Origin of the sequence: Streptomyces sp. NPDC048590 (assembly GCF_043199535.1) — a bacterium.
Classification (GTDB): Bacteria; Actinomycetota; Actinomycetes; order Streptomycetales; family Streptomycetaceae; genus Streptomyces.
In genome coordinates this window covers 336,566-353,317 of sequence record NZ_JBICWC010000005.1, presented here as the reverse complement: position 1 = coordinate 353,317, position 16,752 = coordinate 336,566, and the positions used below count along the sequence as shown (strand labels likewise).

Annotated in this window: 12 protein-coding genes; 2 read left to right on the top strand and 10 right to left on the bottom strand. The window is 72.6% G+C overall.

Features of this window, described 5'->3' with window-relative positions:
* Nucleotides 1–28: 28 nt before the first annotated feature.
* The 4 genes from ACGFNN_RS17480 to ACGFNN_RS17465 are packed head-to-tail and all read right to left on the bottom strand — an operon-like array spanning nt 29 to nt 4,486.
* Complete coding sequence (locus tag ACGFNN_RS17480) at nt 29–1,147, bottom strand: ABC transporter ATP-binding protein (RefSeq protein ID WP_393556735.1); 1,119 nt, start codon at nt 1,145–1,147, stop codon at nt 29–31.
* Complete coding sequence (locus ACGFNN_RS17475) at nt 1,144–2,034, bottom strand: ABC transporter permease (protein WP_393556733.1); 891 nt, start codon at nt 2,032–2,034, stop codon at nt 1,144–1,146. Before ACGFNN_RS17475 ends, ACGFNN_RS17480 begins: the two co-directional genes overlap by 4 nt.
* Entirely contained in the window at nt 2,031–2,984 is a 954-nt protein-coding gene (locus tag ACGFNN_RS17470) for an ABC transporter permease (protein WP_393556731.1), read from the bottom strand. The genes ACGFNN_RS17475 and ACGFNN_RS17470 overlap by 4 nt, the downstream gene beginning before the upstream one ends.
* On the bottom strand, nt 2,981–4,486 hold the full coding sequence (locus ACGFNN_RS17465; protein ID WP_393556729.1) for an ABC transporter substrate-binding protein: 1,506 nt from the start codon (nt 4,484–4,486) through the stop codon (nt 2,981–2,983). The genes ACGFNN_RS17470 and ACGFNN_RS17465 overlap by 4 nt, the downstream gene beginning before the upstream one ends.
* A gap of 521 nt (nt 4,487–5,007) precedes the next feature.
* Between ACGFNN_RS17465 and ACGFNN_RS17460 the strand changes: the two genes are divergently transcribed.
* Together ACGFNN_RS17460 and ACGFNN_RS17455 are read left to right on the top strand one after the other, a co-directional pair.
* On the top strand, nt 5,008–6,072 hold the full coding sequence (locus tag ACGFNN_RS17460) for a biotin/lipoate A/B protein ligase family protein (RefSeq protein ID WP_393556727.1): 1,065 nt from the start codon (nt 5,008–5,010) through the stop codon (nt 6,070–6,072).
* Between the two features lie 270 nt (nt 6,073–6,342).
* Nucleotides 6,343–7,119, top strand: a complete 777-nt coding sequence (locus tag ACGFNN_RS17455; RefSeq protein WP_393556725.1) for a GPP34 family phosphoprotein — start codon at nt 6,343–6,345, stop codon at nt 7,117–7,119.
* A 206-nt stretch (nt 7,120–7,325) separates the two neighbouring features.
* Here the strand turns inward: ACGFNN_RS17455 and ACGFNN_RS17450 are convergent, their stop codons facing one another.
* From ACGFNN_RS17450 to ACGFNN_RS17425, 6 genes are all read right to left on the bottom strand, one after another.
* On the bottom strand, nt 7,326–8,708 hold the full coding sequence (locus tag ACGFNN_RS17450) for a diaminopimelate decarboxylase (RefSeq protein WP_393557086.1): 1,383 nt from the start codon (nt 8,706–8,708) through the stop codon (nt 7,326–7,328).
* A 227-nt stretch (nt 8,709–8,935) separates the two neighbouring features.
* A complete protein-coding gene (locus tag ACGFNN_RS17445) occupies nt 8,936–10,570 on the bottom strand; it encodes a PucR family transcriptional regulator (RefSeq protein ID WP_393556723.1) in 1,635 nt (544 codons plus the stop codon).
* A 65-nt stretch (nt 10,571–10,635) separates the two neighbouring features.
* Nucleotides 10,636–11,139 carry a nucleoside deaminase gene (locus ACGFNN_RS17440; protein WP_393556721.1) on the bottom strand — a complete coding sequence of 168 codons (504 nt, stop codon included), beginning with the start codon at nt 11,137–11,139 and terminating at the stop codon, nt 10,636–10,638.
* Between the two features lie 247 nt (nt 11,140–11,386).
* Nucleotides 11,387–12,592: a YncE family protein gene (locus ACGFNN_RS17435; RefSeq protein WP_393556720.1), complete on the bottom strand. Its 1,206-nt coding sequence runs from the start codon at nt 12,590–12,592 to the stop codon at nt 11,387–11,389.
* A gap of 248 nt (nt 12,593–12,840) precedes the next feature.
* On the bottom strand, nt 12,841–15,060 hold the full coding sequence (locus ACGFNN_RS17430; protein WP_393556718.1) for an NADP-dependent isocitrate dehydrogenase: 2,220 nt from the start codon (nt 15,058–15,060) through the stop codon (nt 12,841–12,843).
* 99 nt (nt 15,061–15,159) lie between these two features.
* Nucleotides 15,160–16,647 carry an amidase gene (locus ACGFNN_RS17425; RefSeq protein ID WP_393556716.1) on the bottom strand — a complete coding sequence of 496 codons (1,488 nt, stop codon included), beginning with the start codon at nt 16,645–16,647 and terminating at the stop codon, nt 15,160–15,162.
* Nucleotides 16,648–16,752 lie beyond the last annotated feature (105 nt).

The window sequence follows — 16,752 nt, the reverse complement described above, 5'->3', positions numbered from 1 at the left end:
CGGGGTGCGGGGACGGCTTGTGCGGTGGTCACTTTCCGGCCTCCTGGTCGGGGCGCTCCGCCTGGTCGTCGGCGCGCGCGGGGGTTTCTGGGGTGGCTGCGGCCGGTTCCCGTACGTCGATGTCCTCGGCGAAGGGGTGCCAGCAGGCGGCGCGGTGCGGCGCGTCCGTGCCGGCCTCGGGATCGATGGCGCGCAGCCCGGGGCGGCTGCTGGTGCAGGTGTCGTCGGCGCGGGAGCAGCGGGGGGCGAAGGTGCAGGCGTCGGGCTGGCTGTCCAGGCTGGGGACCAGGCCGGGGATCTCCGGGAGACGGCGCTTGCCCTCGCCTCCGGGCCGCAGCACCGCGCCGAGCAGCCCTCGGGTGTAGGGGTGGCGGCCCGAGGCGAACAGTTCGTGCACCGGAGCCTGTTCGACGGCGCGGCCCGCGTACATCACGAGTACCCGGTCGGCGGCGTCGGCGACGACTCCGAGGTCATGGGTGACCAGGACGATCGCCGTACCGAGACGGTCGCGCAGGGACTGGAGCACCTCGAGGATGCCCGCCTGCACGGTGACGTCCAGCGCCGTCGTCGGTTCGTCGGCGATGAGGACGGCCGGGTCGCAGGCCACCGCGATGGCGATCATGACGCGCTGGCGCATACCGCCGGACAGCTGGTGCGGGTACTCGTCCACCCGGCGTGCCGGGGCGGGGATGCCGACGAGGTCGAGGAGTTCCACGGCACGTGCCCTGGCCTCCTTGCGGTTCAGCCCCTGGTGCCTGCGGACCACCTCGCCGATCTGCCGGCCGATGGTGAGGACCGGGTTCAGCGAGGTCATCGGCTCCTGGAAGATCATCGCGATGTCCTTGCCGCGGACCTTCTGGAGCTCCTTCTCGGAGGCCCCGACGAGTTCCTTCCCGCCGAGCCTGATGGAGCCGCCGATCCGGGCGGTCGGCGGGAGCAGGCCCATCGTCGCCATCGAGGTGACGGACTTCCCGCAGCCCGACTCCCCCACCACGGCCAGTACTTCGCCCGGCGCCAGGTCGTAGGAGACCCCGTCCACGGCGTGCACGGTGCGGGTGTCGGAGCGGAAGGAGACCGAGAGGTCGCGCACGCTCAGGGCGGGCGCGGTCTCCGTCTTGACCACCGGTTCGGTCATGGTCTCGGTCATCGGGTCCCTCCTCGGGGGTCCAGGACGTCGCGCAGCCCGTCGCCGAGCAGGTTGAAGGCCAGCGTCGCCGCGACGATCGCGAGCCCGGGGAACACGGCCAGCCAGGGCGCGGGCGCCAGGAACGACTGGGCTCCGGAGAGCATCACGCCGAGCGAGGGGTCGGGCGGCTGGACACCGAGGCCGAGGAAGCTCAGCAGCGCCTCGCCGATGATCGCGGCCGGGATGCCGACGGTCGCCTGGACGATCAGCGCGGAGGTGGCGTTGGGCAGGATGTGCCGGAAGAGGACCGTGCCGTCCCCGCCGCCGTTGGCGACGGCCGCCGCGACGTAGTCGACGTGCTTGAGCCGCAGGGTCTCGGCCCGGGTGATCCGGATGACTGCGGGGATCTGCGAGATGCCGATGGCGATCGTCGCGTTGGTCAGCGACGGGCCGAGGATCGCGGCCAGTCCGACGGCGAGCACCAGGAAGGGGAACGCCAGCATGGTGTCGGTGAGACGGGACACCGCGGTGTCCGCGAACCTGCCGTAGTACCCGGCGAGCAGCCCCAGCGGTACGCCGACGAGGAAGGCCAGCACCACGGCCAGGAGGCCGACCTGCATGGACGCCCGGGCGCCGTAGAAGATGCGCGAGAGCTGGTCACGGCCGAGGTCGTCCGTACCCAGCCAGTGCGCCGCGCTCGGCTCGGCGAGCACGTTCTGGAAGTCCGGCTGCGCGGGGTCGTACGGGGAGATGAGCGGGGCAAGGAGGGCGGCCAGGACGAAGACGGCGACGATGATCCCGCCGGTCAGCGCGAGCCGGTTCCGGGTCAGCGCACGGATCTTTCCGCCGCCGGGCTTCCGGCGGCCCGCTTCGGCCGCTTTGGGGAGCGCTGTGGTCGCGGTGGTCACCGGGCACCTCCGAGCCGGATGCGCGGGTCGATGACCGAATAGACCACGTCGACCAGCAGGTTGATGAGGATGTACGCGGCGGAGGTGCAGAGCACCACGGCCTGGAGTGTCGCGTAGTCGCGGGTGAAGACGGCGTCGATGGTGAGCTTCCCGAAGCCGGGCAGGACGAAGATCTGCTCGGTGACGACCGCCCCGGAGATGAGGTGTCCGAGCTGGAGCCCGAGCACGGTCACCACGGTGACCAGCGAGTTGCGCAGGGCGTGTCCGCCGACGACGGATCCCCGGGACAGCCCCTTGGCGCGGGCGGTCCGTACGTAGTCCGCCGAGAGGGAGTCGAGCATCGCGGCCCTGGTCTGCCGCATCACGACGGCGGCGAGGCCGGAGCCGAGCACGATCGCGGGCAGCACCATGCGGCGCAGGTTGTCGACGGGATCGGTACCGAAGGGCACGTATCCGGATGCGGCGAACACCGGGATGGCGATGGCGAACCCGAGGACGAGCACGATGCCGAGCCAGAAGGTCGGGATGGAGAGTCCGACGAGGGCGATGGCGTTGGCCAGCCACTCCTCGGGCTTTCCGCGTCGCACGGCGGCGATCACTCCGGCGCCGATGCCGACGACGATCGCCAGGAGCAGGGAGAGCGCCGCCAGTTCCAGCGTGACGGGCAGCGCCTGCGCGATGGCGTCGGCGACGGGCAGGCCGGTGCGGGACGAGGTGCCCAGGTCGCCGGTGAGGGCGTGGCCGATGAACCGTCCGTACTGGACGACCACGTTGTCGTTCAGGCCGTAGCTCTCCCGGATCGCGGCGAGCGCCTCCGGGCTGCGTTCCTCGCCGGCCAGCGCGAGCGCCGGGTCACCGGGCAGCGCGCGGATGCCGGCGAAGACGACGACGCTGACGAGGAAGAGCGTGATGAGGGACTGACGCAGGCGCGTCAGCAGGTACTTCGTCATCGGGTGTACCCCGCATTCTTGACCCGGACGAGGCCGTCGCCGTAGACGTGGATACCGGTCACGTCCTTGCCGGCGACGACGTAGTTCTTCTGCCGGTAGAGGTAGATCAGGGCGTGGGCGTCCTGGACGCGCCTGGTGAGCTCGTCGTAGATCCCGGTGCGCTGCTCGGGGTCCGCGACGCTGCGGCCCTGCGCGATCAGCTTGTCGATCTCCGGGTCGCCGAGGCCGTAGGCGTTCATGGCGCCGGCGGTCTTGAGGAAGTTGGAGACGTTGCCGTCCGGGTCGAGCCGGCCGGACCAGCCGCTGGTGAAGACGTCGTAGTCACCGGCGTCGGTCTCCGCGAGCATGGTGGCGTACTCGGTGGGGCGCAGCGACAGTTCGAAGCCGGCCTCCTTGACCATGGCCTGGAGCACCTGGCCGACGCGGTTCTGCTCGGGGGTGGTCGAGGTCTTCAGCTCGATCTTGACCGGGGTCTTCACCCCGGCCTCCTTCAGGAGCTTCCGTGCCCGTTCGACGTCGCGCTCGGGGCAGTCCTCGGGGGCGGACCCGGGGGCGATGGCCGACTGCGGGGATATGGGGCCGCAGGCGGGCTCGTACATGCCCTGGAAGACGACCTTGTTGATCAGGTCGCGGTCGATGGCCAGCTCGAAGGCCTCACGGACCCGGACGTCCCGGGCCATCGGGGAGTCGATCTTCCCGGGCGGCTGGCCGAGGCCCTTCACGTTGCCGACGTTGATCCCGATGCCCTGGTATCCGAGCGAGGGGGAGTTGAAGAGCTGGAGCTTCGGCTCGGTCAGGGCGCTCTGCACGTCGACCGGGGCCATCTGGTCGCCGACCTGGAGGTCACCGGAGCGCAGGTTGGCCAGCCGGACGTTGCCGTCGGGAATCGGCTTGTAGACCACGCCGTCCAGGTGAACCTTGTCGGCGTCGTAGTAGTTCGGGTCCTTCTTCAGCACGATCCGGTCCCCGCCGACGCGCTCGACGAAGCGGAAGGGGCCGACGCAGGAGGGGTGGTTGGTGAAGTTCTTCCCGTACTTCTTCAGCGCGGTCGGCGACATCACCATCCCGGCCCGGTCGGCGAGCACGCCGGTGAGCGGTACGTAGGCGTGGTCGAGCGTCAGGCGGACCGTGAGCGGTCCGGTGGCCTCGGCCTTGCTGACGGGGGCCAGTTCGGTGCCTCGCGCCGAACCCGGCAGGTCGCGGTGGCGCAGCAGCGAGGTGACGACGGCCTTCGCGTCCAGCCGTGTGCCGTCGCTGAACTTCAGCCCCGGGCGCACCTGGATGGTGACCGTGCGGCCGTCGGACGAGGTGGTGGGGAGCGACGCGGCGAGCTGGGGCACCAGGGCGCCGCCCTCGTCGATGTCGTAGAGCTTCTCGCACATCCCCGCGAAGACCGTACGGCCGACGAGGGTCTGAGCGAGGCTGGGATCCAGTTTGTCCGGGTCCGAGGCCAGGGCCACGGTGAGCGTCCCACCGTCGCGCACGGACCGGTCGTCGGTCATGCGCACACCACCGACTTCGGTCGCGGAGGACTGCAACGACGCGCAGCCCGAGGTGAGGGACACCAACAGAACCGCCACCAGGGCAACCGCTTTTCGGCGCACGGGGGCCTACCTCCCGCCAGGGGTGATCAAGGAATATCGCAGACCGTATTTCGCATACAGTCCGCAAGGCAAGGCTTCCGCCCACATCGCGGACAGGATTTACCTGATGGCCCGACAGCGGGAGTCCGCCCACCGGTGCACCATGAACGCAACAGCCCCCGCCCTGCCCGATATCCGGACACTCTCGGGTCTCAGGGCCGGCCCGGACGGCGGTGCCGGAGTTGCATACCGAAATGGACTCGGTCACTCCGCGCATGCGTCCGCTCACGGGAAGCTCCGGCGACAGGCGGCCGGGCGGGTCGCTTCAGGGAACCGCCGCCGTCCCTCACCCGGCGAACAACCGCGACTAAGTACGCTTCCCACCTGATACGGGAGCGAAATCGGATGCTCCGCCCCGCACGCCGAAAGGAAGCACACCCGTGCATGGCGAGTACAAGGTGCCCGGCGGCAAGCTCGTCGTCGTGGATCTGGAGGTCGAGGGCGGCCTCCTCCATGACGTGACGGTCGCAGGGGACTTCTTCCTGGAGCCCGACGAGGCGATCCTCGCGATCAACGGGGCCCTGGAGGGCGCCGCCGCCTCGACGGACACAGCGGGCCTGGCGGCCCGGATCACCGCGGCGCTGCCGGAGTCGACCGTCATGCTGGGGCTCACCCCGGAGGGCGTGGGCATCGCCGTGCGCCGGGCGCTGGCCCGTGCGACCGGCTGGCGCGACTACGACTGGCAGCTGGTGCACGCGGAGCCGCAGGCTCCCGCGCTGCACATGGCGCTGGACGAGGTCCTCACCGCGGAGGTGGCGGCCGGGCGGCGGCCACCCACCCTGCGGGTCTGGGAGTGGGCCTCGCCGGCCGTGGTGATCGGCAGCTTCCAGTCCCTGAGGAACGAGGTGGACCCCGAAGGCGTGTCCAGGCACGGCATGACGGTGGTGCGGCGCGTCTCCGGCGGCGGGGCCATGTTCGTCGAGCCGATGAGCACGATCACCTACTCCCTCTCCGTCCCGGAGTCGCTGGTGTCGGGTCTCTCCTTCGCCGACAGTTACGCGTTCCTCGACGAATGGGTCCTGGGCGCGCTCGGCGACATGGGCATCAAGGCCTGGTACCAGCCCCTCAACGACATCGCCACCGACGCCGGCAAGATCGCCGGGGCCGCGCAGAAGCGGATGATCGGCCCCGACGGCGGACCTGGGGCCGTCCTCCACCACGTGACCATGTCGTACGACATCGATGCCGACAAGATGCTCGAGGTCCTGCGTATCGGCAAGGAGAAGATGTCCGACAAGGGCACCAGGAGCGCGAAGAAGCGCGTGGACCCGCTCCGGCGTCAGACCGGCCTGGCCCGGGAGCAGGTGATCGAGAACATGATCGCCTCCTTCCGTGCCCGCTACGGGCTGACCACCGGGGAGGTCACGACGGAGGAAATGGCACGGGCACAGGATCTGGTGCGGACGAAGTTCGCCACCGAGGAGTGGACCGCGCGGGTGCCGTAGGGCGTTCCGCGACGGAGGGCCGGGCACGCGGTCGGCTCCGAGGGCGCGTCGGAACGGGGCGCCGGTCCCGGCGCCGGTCCCGTGCGGCGGACGCCCACCGCCGACCGGCGACAGATGTCGAGTCCCCGGCAGCGACCGGGGTCCACGCCCGGTCCGCACTGCGCGTCGGCAACTCCGTGGCCACGGAGCCTGGATGAGGCCGCCCCCAGGCCGGAACGGGCGGTCGCGGAAGCCTCCCCTCCGCGGTACGGCCATGCCTAAGGTGGCGGTGTGACGATAGGGGACGACCTGCTCCTGCTCGCCGTCGGTACCGGCCGACGGCATCCGAGGATCCGGTCCGAGCACCGGCTCCTGATCGCCCTGCGTACCTCGGAGCTGGCCGAACTGTGCCTGGCCGGCCGCATCGCGTTCGGCCCTCGCCGGATCGAGGTCCTCGACCCCGCGCCCGTCGAGGACCGGCGTCTCACCGGCGTGCTCCTCGGCCTCGGCCGGACCGTCCCGCCGCCGTCCTTCCACGACTGGCTTCGCCGGAGTCCGTCGTCCCTCACCACCGAGTACTTCTCACGGCTGGAGGACCAGAAGGCGCTCAGGTGCCGCCGTCGGCGTGGCGCGGACGGACGTACCCGCCACGAGGTCCTCTCGGTCGACGTCGCCCGCCGCCGCGCCGTCCTGGGCAGGCTCGACGTGCTGGCCCGCTCAGCCCCTCAGGCGCCGCCCGACCCACGCGACCTCGTGCTGGCGATCCTGGTCGGGGTGGCGGACATCGCCCCTGCCGCGTACCCCGGCGTACGGGGCGCCGCGACACGTCGCCGCCTGGCCGCCCTCACGTCGGGGGAAACCGCGCTCCTCGCCGCCACGCAGGCCGGCGACCGTCTCGGCGGGGGCCGCGCCGGGGCTCCGCCGACACCGGGTTTCCTGCCCGCCGGCCAGCTCGCGAACGAGCTGGTCAGTCTCTACTCCGACGTCACCACCGGCGGCCACGGACTTGCCCACTCCCTGGATTCGGGCGGATGGTCGGACAGCGGCGGAGGCGGCCACTCGGACTGAATCACGGGTGCCGTCCCCGGACCTCCGACGAGGGCCGGGAGTTCCGGGGGTACCAGGTGACACGCCCGCCGGGGTGGACACCTTCCCTCCCTGCGTGACCGGACGCCGCCACCGCAGGTCCCGCCGGAACGGGGCCCGACTCGTTGTCGAGCCGTCACCGGCTTCGAAACGCGGGAGCCCAGGCGTCCGGACTCGGATCCCCGCGGTCAGCTCCCTTCCGGACCACCCAGTCCGGCCAAGGCATCGGCGTGGGCCAGCCCGCTCTCGGCCGCGATCTCGTCGAGCGTCTGCGCCGTGCGGACCGTGGCCAGCCGCACACCGCAGGAGGCATCGGTCGTGAAACCGTGGACGGCCGGTCGTGGGAGGCTGTTGTAGGCCCAGTGCGTCGAGAAGTAGTAGGCGCCGGTGTCGTACAGGACGACGAAGTCGCCCTCCTCCAGCGCGGGGAGCTCCCGCCCGTGGGCGACGACGTCACCGGCGAAACAGCACGGGCCCGCGACGTCCTGACGGACCGGCACGCCGGTCCTCGGGTTGCCGTGGGAGTCGAACGCACCGATCCTCAGGGGCCAGGCTTCGGGCATGAGGACGGTGCGCGTGGCGATCTGGGCGCCCGCGTGGGTGACCGCGATGCGCCGGCCGCCGGCCTCCTTGGCGTACTCCACCCGGGCGCCGATGAATCCGTTCTTCGCGAGCAGGGAGCGGCCGAACTCCGTGACCAGGGCGTACCGGCCGTCGAAGAGACCCGGAACGGCCGAGGCGAGCGCGCGGGTGTGGTCGGCGAAGGCGGGGCGGGTCTCCTCGTCCTCGAAGTTGACCGGCAGTCCGCCCCCGATGTCGAGGCTGGTGACCCGGCGGGTCCCGAGCGTCCGGTTGATCTCCTCGGCGAGCTCGTACGTCCGGGCGACTCCCTCGGCGATGAGCTCCAGGGGACAGCCCTGGGAGCCTACGTGCGCGTGGAGCCTGGTCAGCCAGGGGCGTTCGGCGAAGGCACGCACGACCTGTTCGCGCGCGCCCGGGTCACTCAGTGCCACACCGAACTTCGATGTCGCCGTCGCGGTGCTCATGGCTCCGATCGATCCACCGCCGACCTGCGGGTTGACGCGGAGTCCGATGACGGAGCCGCTGTCGGCCGGGCGGAGGGCGTCGATGCGGCGCAGTTCGTCGAGGTTGTCGGCGTTGACCGCGACGCCCAGGGCAAGGGCCTCGCTGATCTCCTGGGGGGTCTTGGCCGGAGAGTCGAGGACGATCCGGGCGGGTGGGACCCCGGCGTCGAGCGCCAGCCGCAGTTCACCGGGGCTGGCCACCTCGCAGCCCATGCCGAGACCCGCGAGCAGCCGGAGCACGGGCACCAGGGAGGCCGCCTTGACGGCGAAGGTGTGCAGGACGTCGGGGGCGTGGGCGAAGGCCGCGTCGAGACTGCGGACCGACGCACGGATCCCGTCGGTGTCGAGGAAGCCGGCCACCGGCTGTTCCTCGCCGAGGAGTCCGGCGGAGACCGCCCGGCGGATCACGGCGCGGACGCGCTGCCGCGGGTCGAGCGGGGTGGCCGGTGGGCGGGCGTCGGAGTCGGGCGTCGCCGAGGTGCGCAGGGGGGCGGTCGCATGCGCGGAGTGATTGCTGAGAGAGGGCACGGCAGTCTTCCGGACGGGTTCCCCACCTCACTCGGGCGGGCGATGTGGGGAACAGGACAGGGCAGCGGGACCAGGTAGGGGGATGGGACCAGCCTCGCCCCCGTGCCCCTACCCCGTCTTCGTCGCAGGGGACGAACCGCTGCCGTCCCTTTGGTCCGCGGGGACGAACACCGTCCCGAATGCCCTCAGACCACTCCGGCCAGGCGCACCGCCACGGCCAGGACCAGCCGGGTGTCCGGATCGTCGAGGTCGAGTCCGAAGCGTTCGCGTGCGCGGCGGATCCGGTAGCGGAGGGTGTTGGGGTGCAGGAGCAGGCGGCGCGCCGCCGCCGGGATGTCCCCTCCCGTACCGAGGTACGCCGCGAGGGACCGCACCAGGTCACCGCCTGCGGCGAGGTCCGCGCGGATCAGTTCGTGCACGGGTCCGTCGCCCGACTCCCACACGGGCCGTGCGGCGTCGAGCATGCGGAGGGCGTCGATGGTGGGTCTCACCTCGTCCGGTCCCGCGTACCGGACCGGCTGCTCGTCGCACCCCCTCGCCTCCCGGTCGCGGAGGGCCCGCACGACTTCGAGGGCCGAAGCGTACGAGAGCGAGGCGTCGAGGCCCGAGGCCACGGTCCGCCCCGCACCGATCCGGACGGTCACGGCGTCCGGAACTCCGGCCGCGGGCCCGTCGAGTTCCCGGGCCAGTGCGAGCACCTCGCGCGGGTCCCCCTCGTCGCGCACGGGCAGCAGGACCGCGATCCGGTGCTGTTCGCGCAGGATCCGGGCCGTGGGCCTGGTCGCGGCGGCCTGTGCCGCGAGGGCGTCCAGCGTCCGGTCCGCTCCCGGCCCGCCGGTGGAGTCCCGTACGGCGACGACGACCGCGCAGGGAGTTCCGGGCGCGATACCGAGCGACCACAGGTGCGTCCGCCGGTCCCCGGTCCCGTGGAGGAGTCCGCGCAGGGCCTGGGCCTCACGCCGTGCGGTGCCGCTCTCGTCGAGCCGGTGGCGCAGCAGGTGGGGTACGGCGAGTACGGCGGCCCGGCGCAGCGCCCGCGTCGCGTCGGGCGAGAGGCCCTGCCCGTCGGCGGCCGCCCACAGGGAGCCGAGCATCTCCCCGTGGTTCCGGACGGCGACGACGAGGCGTTCGGGGCTGCCTCCGTCGGCGGGACGGTGGATGACGTCCTGGGAGGTCCACAGCGCCCGCAGCAGTCCGCTGCGCCGCAGTTCGGCGACGCGCTGTTCCGGGACCCTGCCGCCGAGGATCGTCGACCGGCGGACACCGTCCGCCCCCGGGCCGGTGGCGGAGTGGGCGAGCACGCGGAACTGCGTGTCCTCCACCGTGATCGAGCCCCGGCAGCTGCGGGCGGTCGCCGCGGCGAGAGCGGCCAGTCCGCCGCCGGGGTCGGGGGCGCCGATGTCGTCGCGGCCGGCGGCGGCGTACGAGGTCGCGGAACGCAGCAGCGCGACGGTGTCGCCCCAGTCCGCCCATTCCGCGCGGGCCACCAGCGCGATCCCGCATTCCCCGGCCGCCGCCATCGCGTCGTCGGGCAGGGGTGTCGCCGGGGACTCCCGCAGCACCACGGCCGCCGCGCCGCGCCGGGCCGCCTCGCGTACGACGGCAGAGGCGTCCCGGAGGTCCGGGGCGAGGCCCGTGGCCAGCACGATCCTGCCCTCGTGCGGGCGTGCGGGTCCCTCGTCCCCGACGATCAGGCCGTGGACCGCGAGGTCCTGCCCCGCGGGGGCGAGCAGCAGGCGCAGCATGCCCTCGTCGTCGTAGGCGAGGATCTGTCTGAGCGTGACGTGTCCGGGGCCGTCGCCGCTGGTGCCTGGCGTCATGCGCCGAGGATACGAGCAGGCCGGGACCGGCGTTCGCGCGGACCGTACGAGGAAGGTACGGGCTCTCAGGGGCGGTCGGTTCCCCGGGCGCGGAGCTCGTGGTGCATCGCCCGCAGCCGGTCGGTGAAGGCGGGCACGGGCCCCTGGACCTCCACGCCCGGTGCGACAGCCCGGATGTCCAGCGGGCGCACCGGCCCGGGCTCGGCACCCAGCTCGCCCGTCCACCGCACGAGTTCGGCCGAGGAGTGCGCGTAGACGATCCTGCCGAGCCCTGCCCAGCCGTGGGCCGCCGAGCACATCGGGCAGTGCTCGCCCGAGGTGAAGACCACGCAGGCCGCGCGTTCCTCGCCGCTCAGGTGTGCCGCCGCCCAGCGGGCCAGCTCGAACTCCGGGTGCCGGGTCGGGTCGCCGGTGGTGTGCACGAGGTTGCGGGCCTCGTGCAGCACCTGCCCGCCGGAGTCGACCAGTACGGAGCCGAAGGGCTCGTCCCCGGCTGCCAGGGCCTCCGCCGCCAGGTCCACTGCTCGTGCGACATGCCGGAGTTCGGCGTCGGTCAGCTGCGCGTTCATCGGCGTCCCTTCCTCACGGCCGGTTCCTCCCCGCCGGGGCGGGGACTTCGGTGCGTCGATCCGGAGCCTGCCAGTCCGCCCGGCTCCTGTCCACGAGACGTCCCGGGGCGTCCGGGCCCGGCGTCGTACTCCCCTTCGGCTCGGCGCGCGGCGGGGTACGCGGGCGGCCGCGCACCGGACGCGTCCCGGCGACGCGGTGCGGCGCCGAAGTCCGGCGACGCGCGCCCGGTGAACGGCGGCACCGCCGCTACAGGATCGCGATGCCCAGCGGGCGCCGACCGACGCCGACACGCTTCACCTCCCCCGTGGTGAGGTCGACGACGCTGATCCCGTTCCAGTAGCCGTTCCGGGTGAAGCCGCCCGAGACGTAGGCGGTGCGGCCGTCGGGGGCGACGGCGACCTCCTCGTGCGGTCCGTCCAGGGGGATGACGCGTTCCTCACCGTCCGGCGCGCGGACGGTGAGCGACGGTCCGTGGTCCTCGGCCGGGTCGATCGGCCCCGTGCCGACGACGAACAGGGTTCCGTCACGCGTGACGGCCGCTCCGTGCTGGTGCGTGTCGGCGGTCATCCGTTCGATGCGCACCCGGCCGGTCCGGGGGTCGGCCACCGCGAGGCGTTCACCTTCGAAGGGCAGGAGGAGGGCGCCGTCCGAGGGGCGTACCGCCGTGTGGTGGGGCTTGAGCCAGGAGCCGAGCCCGCCCTCCGTCCCGTAGGGAGCGACTTCGATGCGCCGGGACTTCCAGGTTCCGGTGTCCACGACCGTGACGTCGAAGGAGTCGTGGCCGGTCGCGTAGACCTTGCGGCCGTCGGGCGAGACGTCGACGTCGAAGGGCCTGCGCCCGACCGGCACCGATGTGACCACCCTGCGCAGCCGCGTGTCGACGACTTCCAGAACGCCCTTGTCACCGGGTACGTTGACGCCGACGTAGACCCGGCGTCCGTCCGGCGAGAGCGCGATCCCCATTCCGCCGCCCCGGTACTCCCCCGTCGTCACGGGCCCGGTGCCGCTCTGGTACGGGATGAGGGCGGTCCGCTCACGGGTCGAGGTGTCCACCGCGGCCACGCCCTCCGCTGTCGCCACCCATGCGGTGCCGTCGTCTCCGAGCGCGATGCCCCAGGGGGCGGTGCCGACCTCCACCGAGCTCCTGTCCGGTCCGCCGTCGGGCTCCGAGGGGTCGGCGAAGGTGACGGTGTCCGACCCGAAGTCCGTCATCACGAGCGTGCCTTCGGGGGCGGGCGCCGGTTTCCGGGCGGCCTGCGACCGGCTCGGCGACGGATCGGAGTCCGCCTGCGGGTGCCCGTTTCCGCCGGCCGCGCATCCGGTGAGCGCCGCGGCGAGGACCGCGGCCGCCACGGCGGCCCGGGTGCGCACGCGCGCGGAGGTGCGGGCCCGCCGGCCCCCGGCACGGAATCCGACCTGGACCCGCTCTCCGTGTGGCCTGGACGTCGTCACGGGCTGGCTCCTTCTCGGTCGGCCTGGGGCAGCGGACCGGGGCGCGGCGGCCGCTCGCTCCAAGCCTCCTCGAACTCCCGCCGGGACCCATCGGCCGCCCGTAGGGCTCCGGTTCGCCTGAGCGGCCGGTTCCGGGGTCGGCCGATCGGCTGATGACGCCGGTGCGGGTCCTAGGCTCGCGGGCCCGGACGCACGACCGCCCCGGCGGGCCGGAGCCCGCCGGGGCGGTCGTGGTGCGACGCCGGGGATCAGCCCAGCGACGCGATGGCCTTGTTGAAGGTGGCCGAGGGACGCATGACGGCCTCCGCCTTCGCCGGGTCGGGCTGGTAGTAGCCGCCGATGTCGACCGGCTTGCCCTGGACGGCGATGAGCTCGGCGACGATGGTCTGCTCCTGCTCGGACAGCGTCTTGGCGAGCGGCCCGAACGCCTCGGCGAGCGCGGCGTCGTCGGACTGCGCGGCAAGCTCCTGGGCCCAGTAGAGCGCCAGGTAGAAGTGGCTGCCGCGGTTGTCGATGCCACCGAGCTTGCGGCTCGGGGACTTGTCCTCGTTGAGGAAGGTGCCGGTGGCACGGTCCAGGGTCTCGCCGAGCACCTTGGCGCGCGCGTTGTCCGTGGTCGTGGCCAGGTGCTCGAAGCTGACCGCGAGGGCGAGGAACTCACCCAGGCTGTCCCAGCGCAGGTAGTCCTCCTTGACCAGCTGCTGGACGTGCTTCGGCGCGGAGCCGCCGGCGCCGGTCTCGAACAGTCCGCCGCCGTTCATCAGCGGGACGACCGAGAGCATCTTCGCGCTGGTGCCGAGCTCGAGGATGGGGAAGAGGTCGGTGAGGTAGTCACGCAGCACGTTGCCGGTCACCGAGATGGTGTCCTCGCCGCGGCGGATGCGCTCCAGCGAGAACGCGGTGGCCTCCTCCGGGGTCCGGATCGAGATGTCCAGGCCCTCGGTGTCGTGGTCGGCCAGGTAGGTCTTGACCTTGGCGATCAGGTTGGCGTCGTGCGCGCGGCCCTCGTCGAGCCAGAACACGGCCGGGCTGCCGGTCGCGCGGGCGCGGGTGACGGCCAGCTTGACCCAGTCCTGGATCGGCAGGTCCTTGGTCTGGCACATCCGGAAGATGTCACCGGCGCCGACGGCCTGCTCGAGGACGACGGAACCGTTGCCGTCGAGGACCCGGACCGTGCCGGTGGCGGGGATCTCGAAGGTCTTGTCGTGGCTGCCGTACTCCTCGGCCTTCTGCGCCATCAGACCGACGTTGGGCACCGAGCCCATGGTCGACGGGTCGAAGGCGCCGTTGGCGCGGCAGTCGTCGAGGACGACCTGGTAGACACCGGCGTAGCTGCTGTCCGGGAGGACGGCGATGGTGTCGGCCTCGTTGCCGTCCGGGCCCCACATGTGACCGGAGGTACGGATCATGGCCGGCATCGAGGCGTCGACGATGACGTCGCTGGGGACGTGCAGGTTGGTGATGCCACGGTCGGAGTCGACCATCGCGAGGGCCGGGCCCTCGGCGAGCTCGGCCTCGAAGGACGCCTTGATCTCGGCACCGGAGTCCACGGAGTCGAGGCCCTTGAGGATGCCGCCGAGACCGTCGTTCGGGGTCAGGCCGGCGGCGGCGAGCGCCTCGCCGTACTTGGCGAAGGTGTTCGGGAAGAAGGCGCGTACGGCGTGGCCGAAGATGATCGGGTCGGAGACCTTCATCATCGTGGCCTTGAGGTGCAGGGAGAACAGCACGTCCTCGGCCTTGGCCCGGGCGACCTGCGCGGTGAAGAACTCGCGCAGCGCGGCGACGCGCATGACGGCCGCGTCCACGACCTCACCGGCGAGGACCGGGACGGACTCGCGCAGCACGGTGGTCGTGCCGTCGTCGCCCGCGAGCTCGATGCGCAGCGTGCCGGCCTCCGTGATGACGGCGGACTTCTCCGTCGAACGGAAGTCGTCCACACCCATGGTGGCGACGTTCGTCTTGGAATCTGCGGTCCAGGCGCCCATGCGGTGCGGGTGGGCCTTGGCGTAGTTCTTGACCGACGCGGGGGCGCGGCGGTCGGAGTTGCCCTCACGCAGGACGGGGTTGACCGCGCTGCCCTTGACCTTGTCGTACCGCGCGCGGACGTCCTTGTCCTCGTCGGTCTTCGGGTCGTCCGGGTAGTCCGGGAGGTCGTAGCCCTGCTCCTGGAGCTCTGCGATCGCGGCCTTGAGCTGCGGGATCGAGGCCGAGATGTTGGGCAGCTTGATGATGTTCGCGCCGGGAGTCGTGGCCAGCTCGCCGAGCTCGGCGAGCGCGTCATCGATACGCTGATCGGCCTTGAGACGCTCCGGGAACCCCGCGATGATGCGCCCCGCCAGGGAGATGTCACGGCGCTCCACCGTGACACCCGCCGTCGAGGCGTACGCCTCGATGACCGGCAGGAACGAGTACGTCGCCAGGGCGGGGGCCTCGTCGGTGTGCGTATAGATGATGGTCGAGTCAGTCACCGGGTGCTCCGCTCCACGTCTGCAACATTGCTTGACATCAAGATATCTCGTGACCGGTCCCCTCTCCACAGTGGCCCGCGCCATTCCCGATGGAACCGGTCAGTCCGCTGCCGCGGGGAAGGGCGGGCGGTGCTCGTACCAGCGAAGGTCGGCCTCCAGCTGGGCGGCGAGGGAGATGAGCCGGGCTTCGCTGCGGGACGGGCCGAGGAGTTGCGCACCGAGCGGCAGGCCGTCGTGGGTGAAGCCGGCGGGAACGTTCACCCCGGGCCATCCGAGGACGTTCCACGGCCAGGCGTAAGGGCAGGCGGCGGTCATCGCGAGGTCGGTGCGCCAGGCGCTGAGGTGGTCGAAGGCCCCGACACGCGGGGGCGGGGCCGCCGTGGTCGGGGTGAGCAGCACGTCGTACCCGGGCCCGCCGGGGGCGGTGCGGAAGAAGGTTCCGATCCTGGCGTGCTGGCGGACCTCACGCGCACGGGCTGCCCGGACGACCCGGCCGCCGAGGCGGGTGCCGGTGCGCAGGGCACTGCGGGTGCGTGGATCCAGCAGCCCGGGCTCGGGGTGCAGCGCGGCCAGTTCGGCGATGCCGGCGGTGGCCCGGGGGACGAAGGAGAGGCCGATCAGACCGTAGCGGGGCCGGGCCTCCTCGACGTCGTGGCCGAGCCGGGCGAGCGCTTCGGCGAGGGTGGTGACGGCGCGCACGACCTCCGGGTGGGGTGCGTTGCGGGTGAGGGTGAGCGGAGGCCGCACGGAGAGGGCGATGCGCAGTCTGCCCGGGTCGCGACGGGCCGCGGCGGAGGCGTCGACGGCGGGCGGGCGGTGCGGGTCGCCGGGGTGGGGTCCGGCCGCGGAGTCCAGGAGCAGGGCCGCGTCGGCGACCGTGCGGGCGAGCGGGCCGTTGACGGTGAGCCCCTGGAAGGCGTCGGTGCGGGGGTGGACGGAGATCCGGCCCCGCTGCGGTTTGATGCCGACGAGATGGGTCCAGGCGGCCGGGATGCGGATGGAGCCCGCGCCGTCCGAGCCCAGCGCGGCGGGGACGAGTCCGGCCGCGACGGCCGCCGCGGAGCCGCCGGACGAGCCGCCCGGCGTGTGCGCGGTGCTCCAGGGGTTGCGGGTCGCTCCGAACGCCGGCCCTTCGGTGAAGGCCCACTGTCCGAGCTCGCACGAGTTGGTCTTGCCGACGACGACGGCCCCGGCGGCCCGCAGCCTGCGGACCGCCTCGCTGTCCGCCGCGGCGGGCGGGAGCACTCCGTCGCAGCCGAAGTAGGTGGGCATCCCGGCGACGTCGGTGTCGTCCTTGACGGCAACTGGGACCCCGAGCAGCGGAAGGCGCTCCCCCGCCTCGAGCCTGCGGTCGGCCTCGGCGGCCTCCGCCAGCGCGGCCTCGGAGCGCAGTTGCCGGAAGGCGTTGAGGACGTGCCTGCTCGCCTCGATCCGCGCGAGAGCCGCCGCGACCAGCCCGGTCGAGGTGGCCCGCCCCTCGGCCAGCTGCCGTGCGCAGTCCACCAGCCCCGGCTGCGGGGACGGCCCCGGCGGGCCGGGCGGCGGCCCGGGCGGCCCGGTCCGCTCCGTGGGGTCTGCTGAGGACATCGCCACCGCCTCCTCGCGTCAGCGGGGGCGCCAGCCCCCGGCGGTCCGCCCGGGGCCCGCCCGGCCGGGTCTACTGGAGAGTAACGAGGCGGGGGGACACGCTCA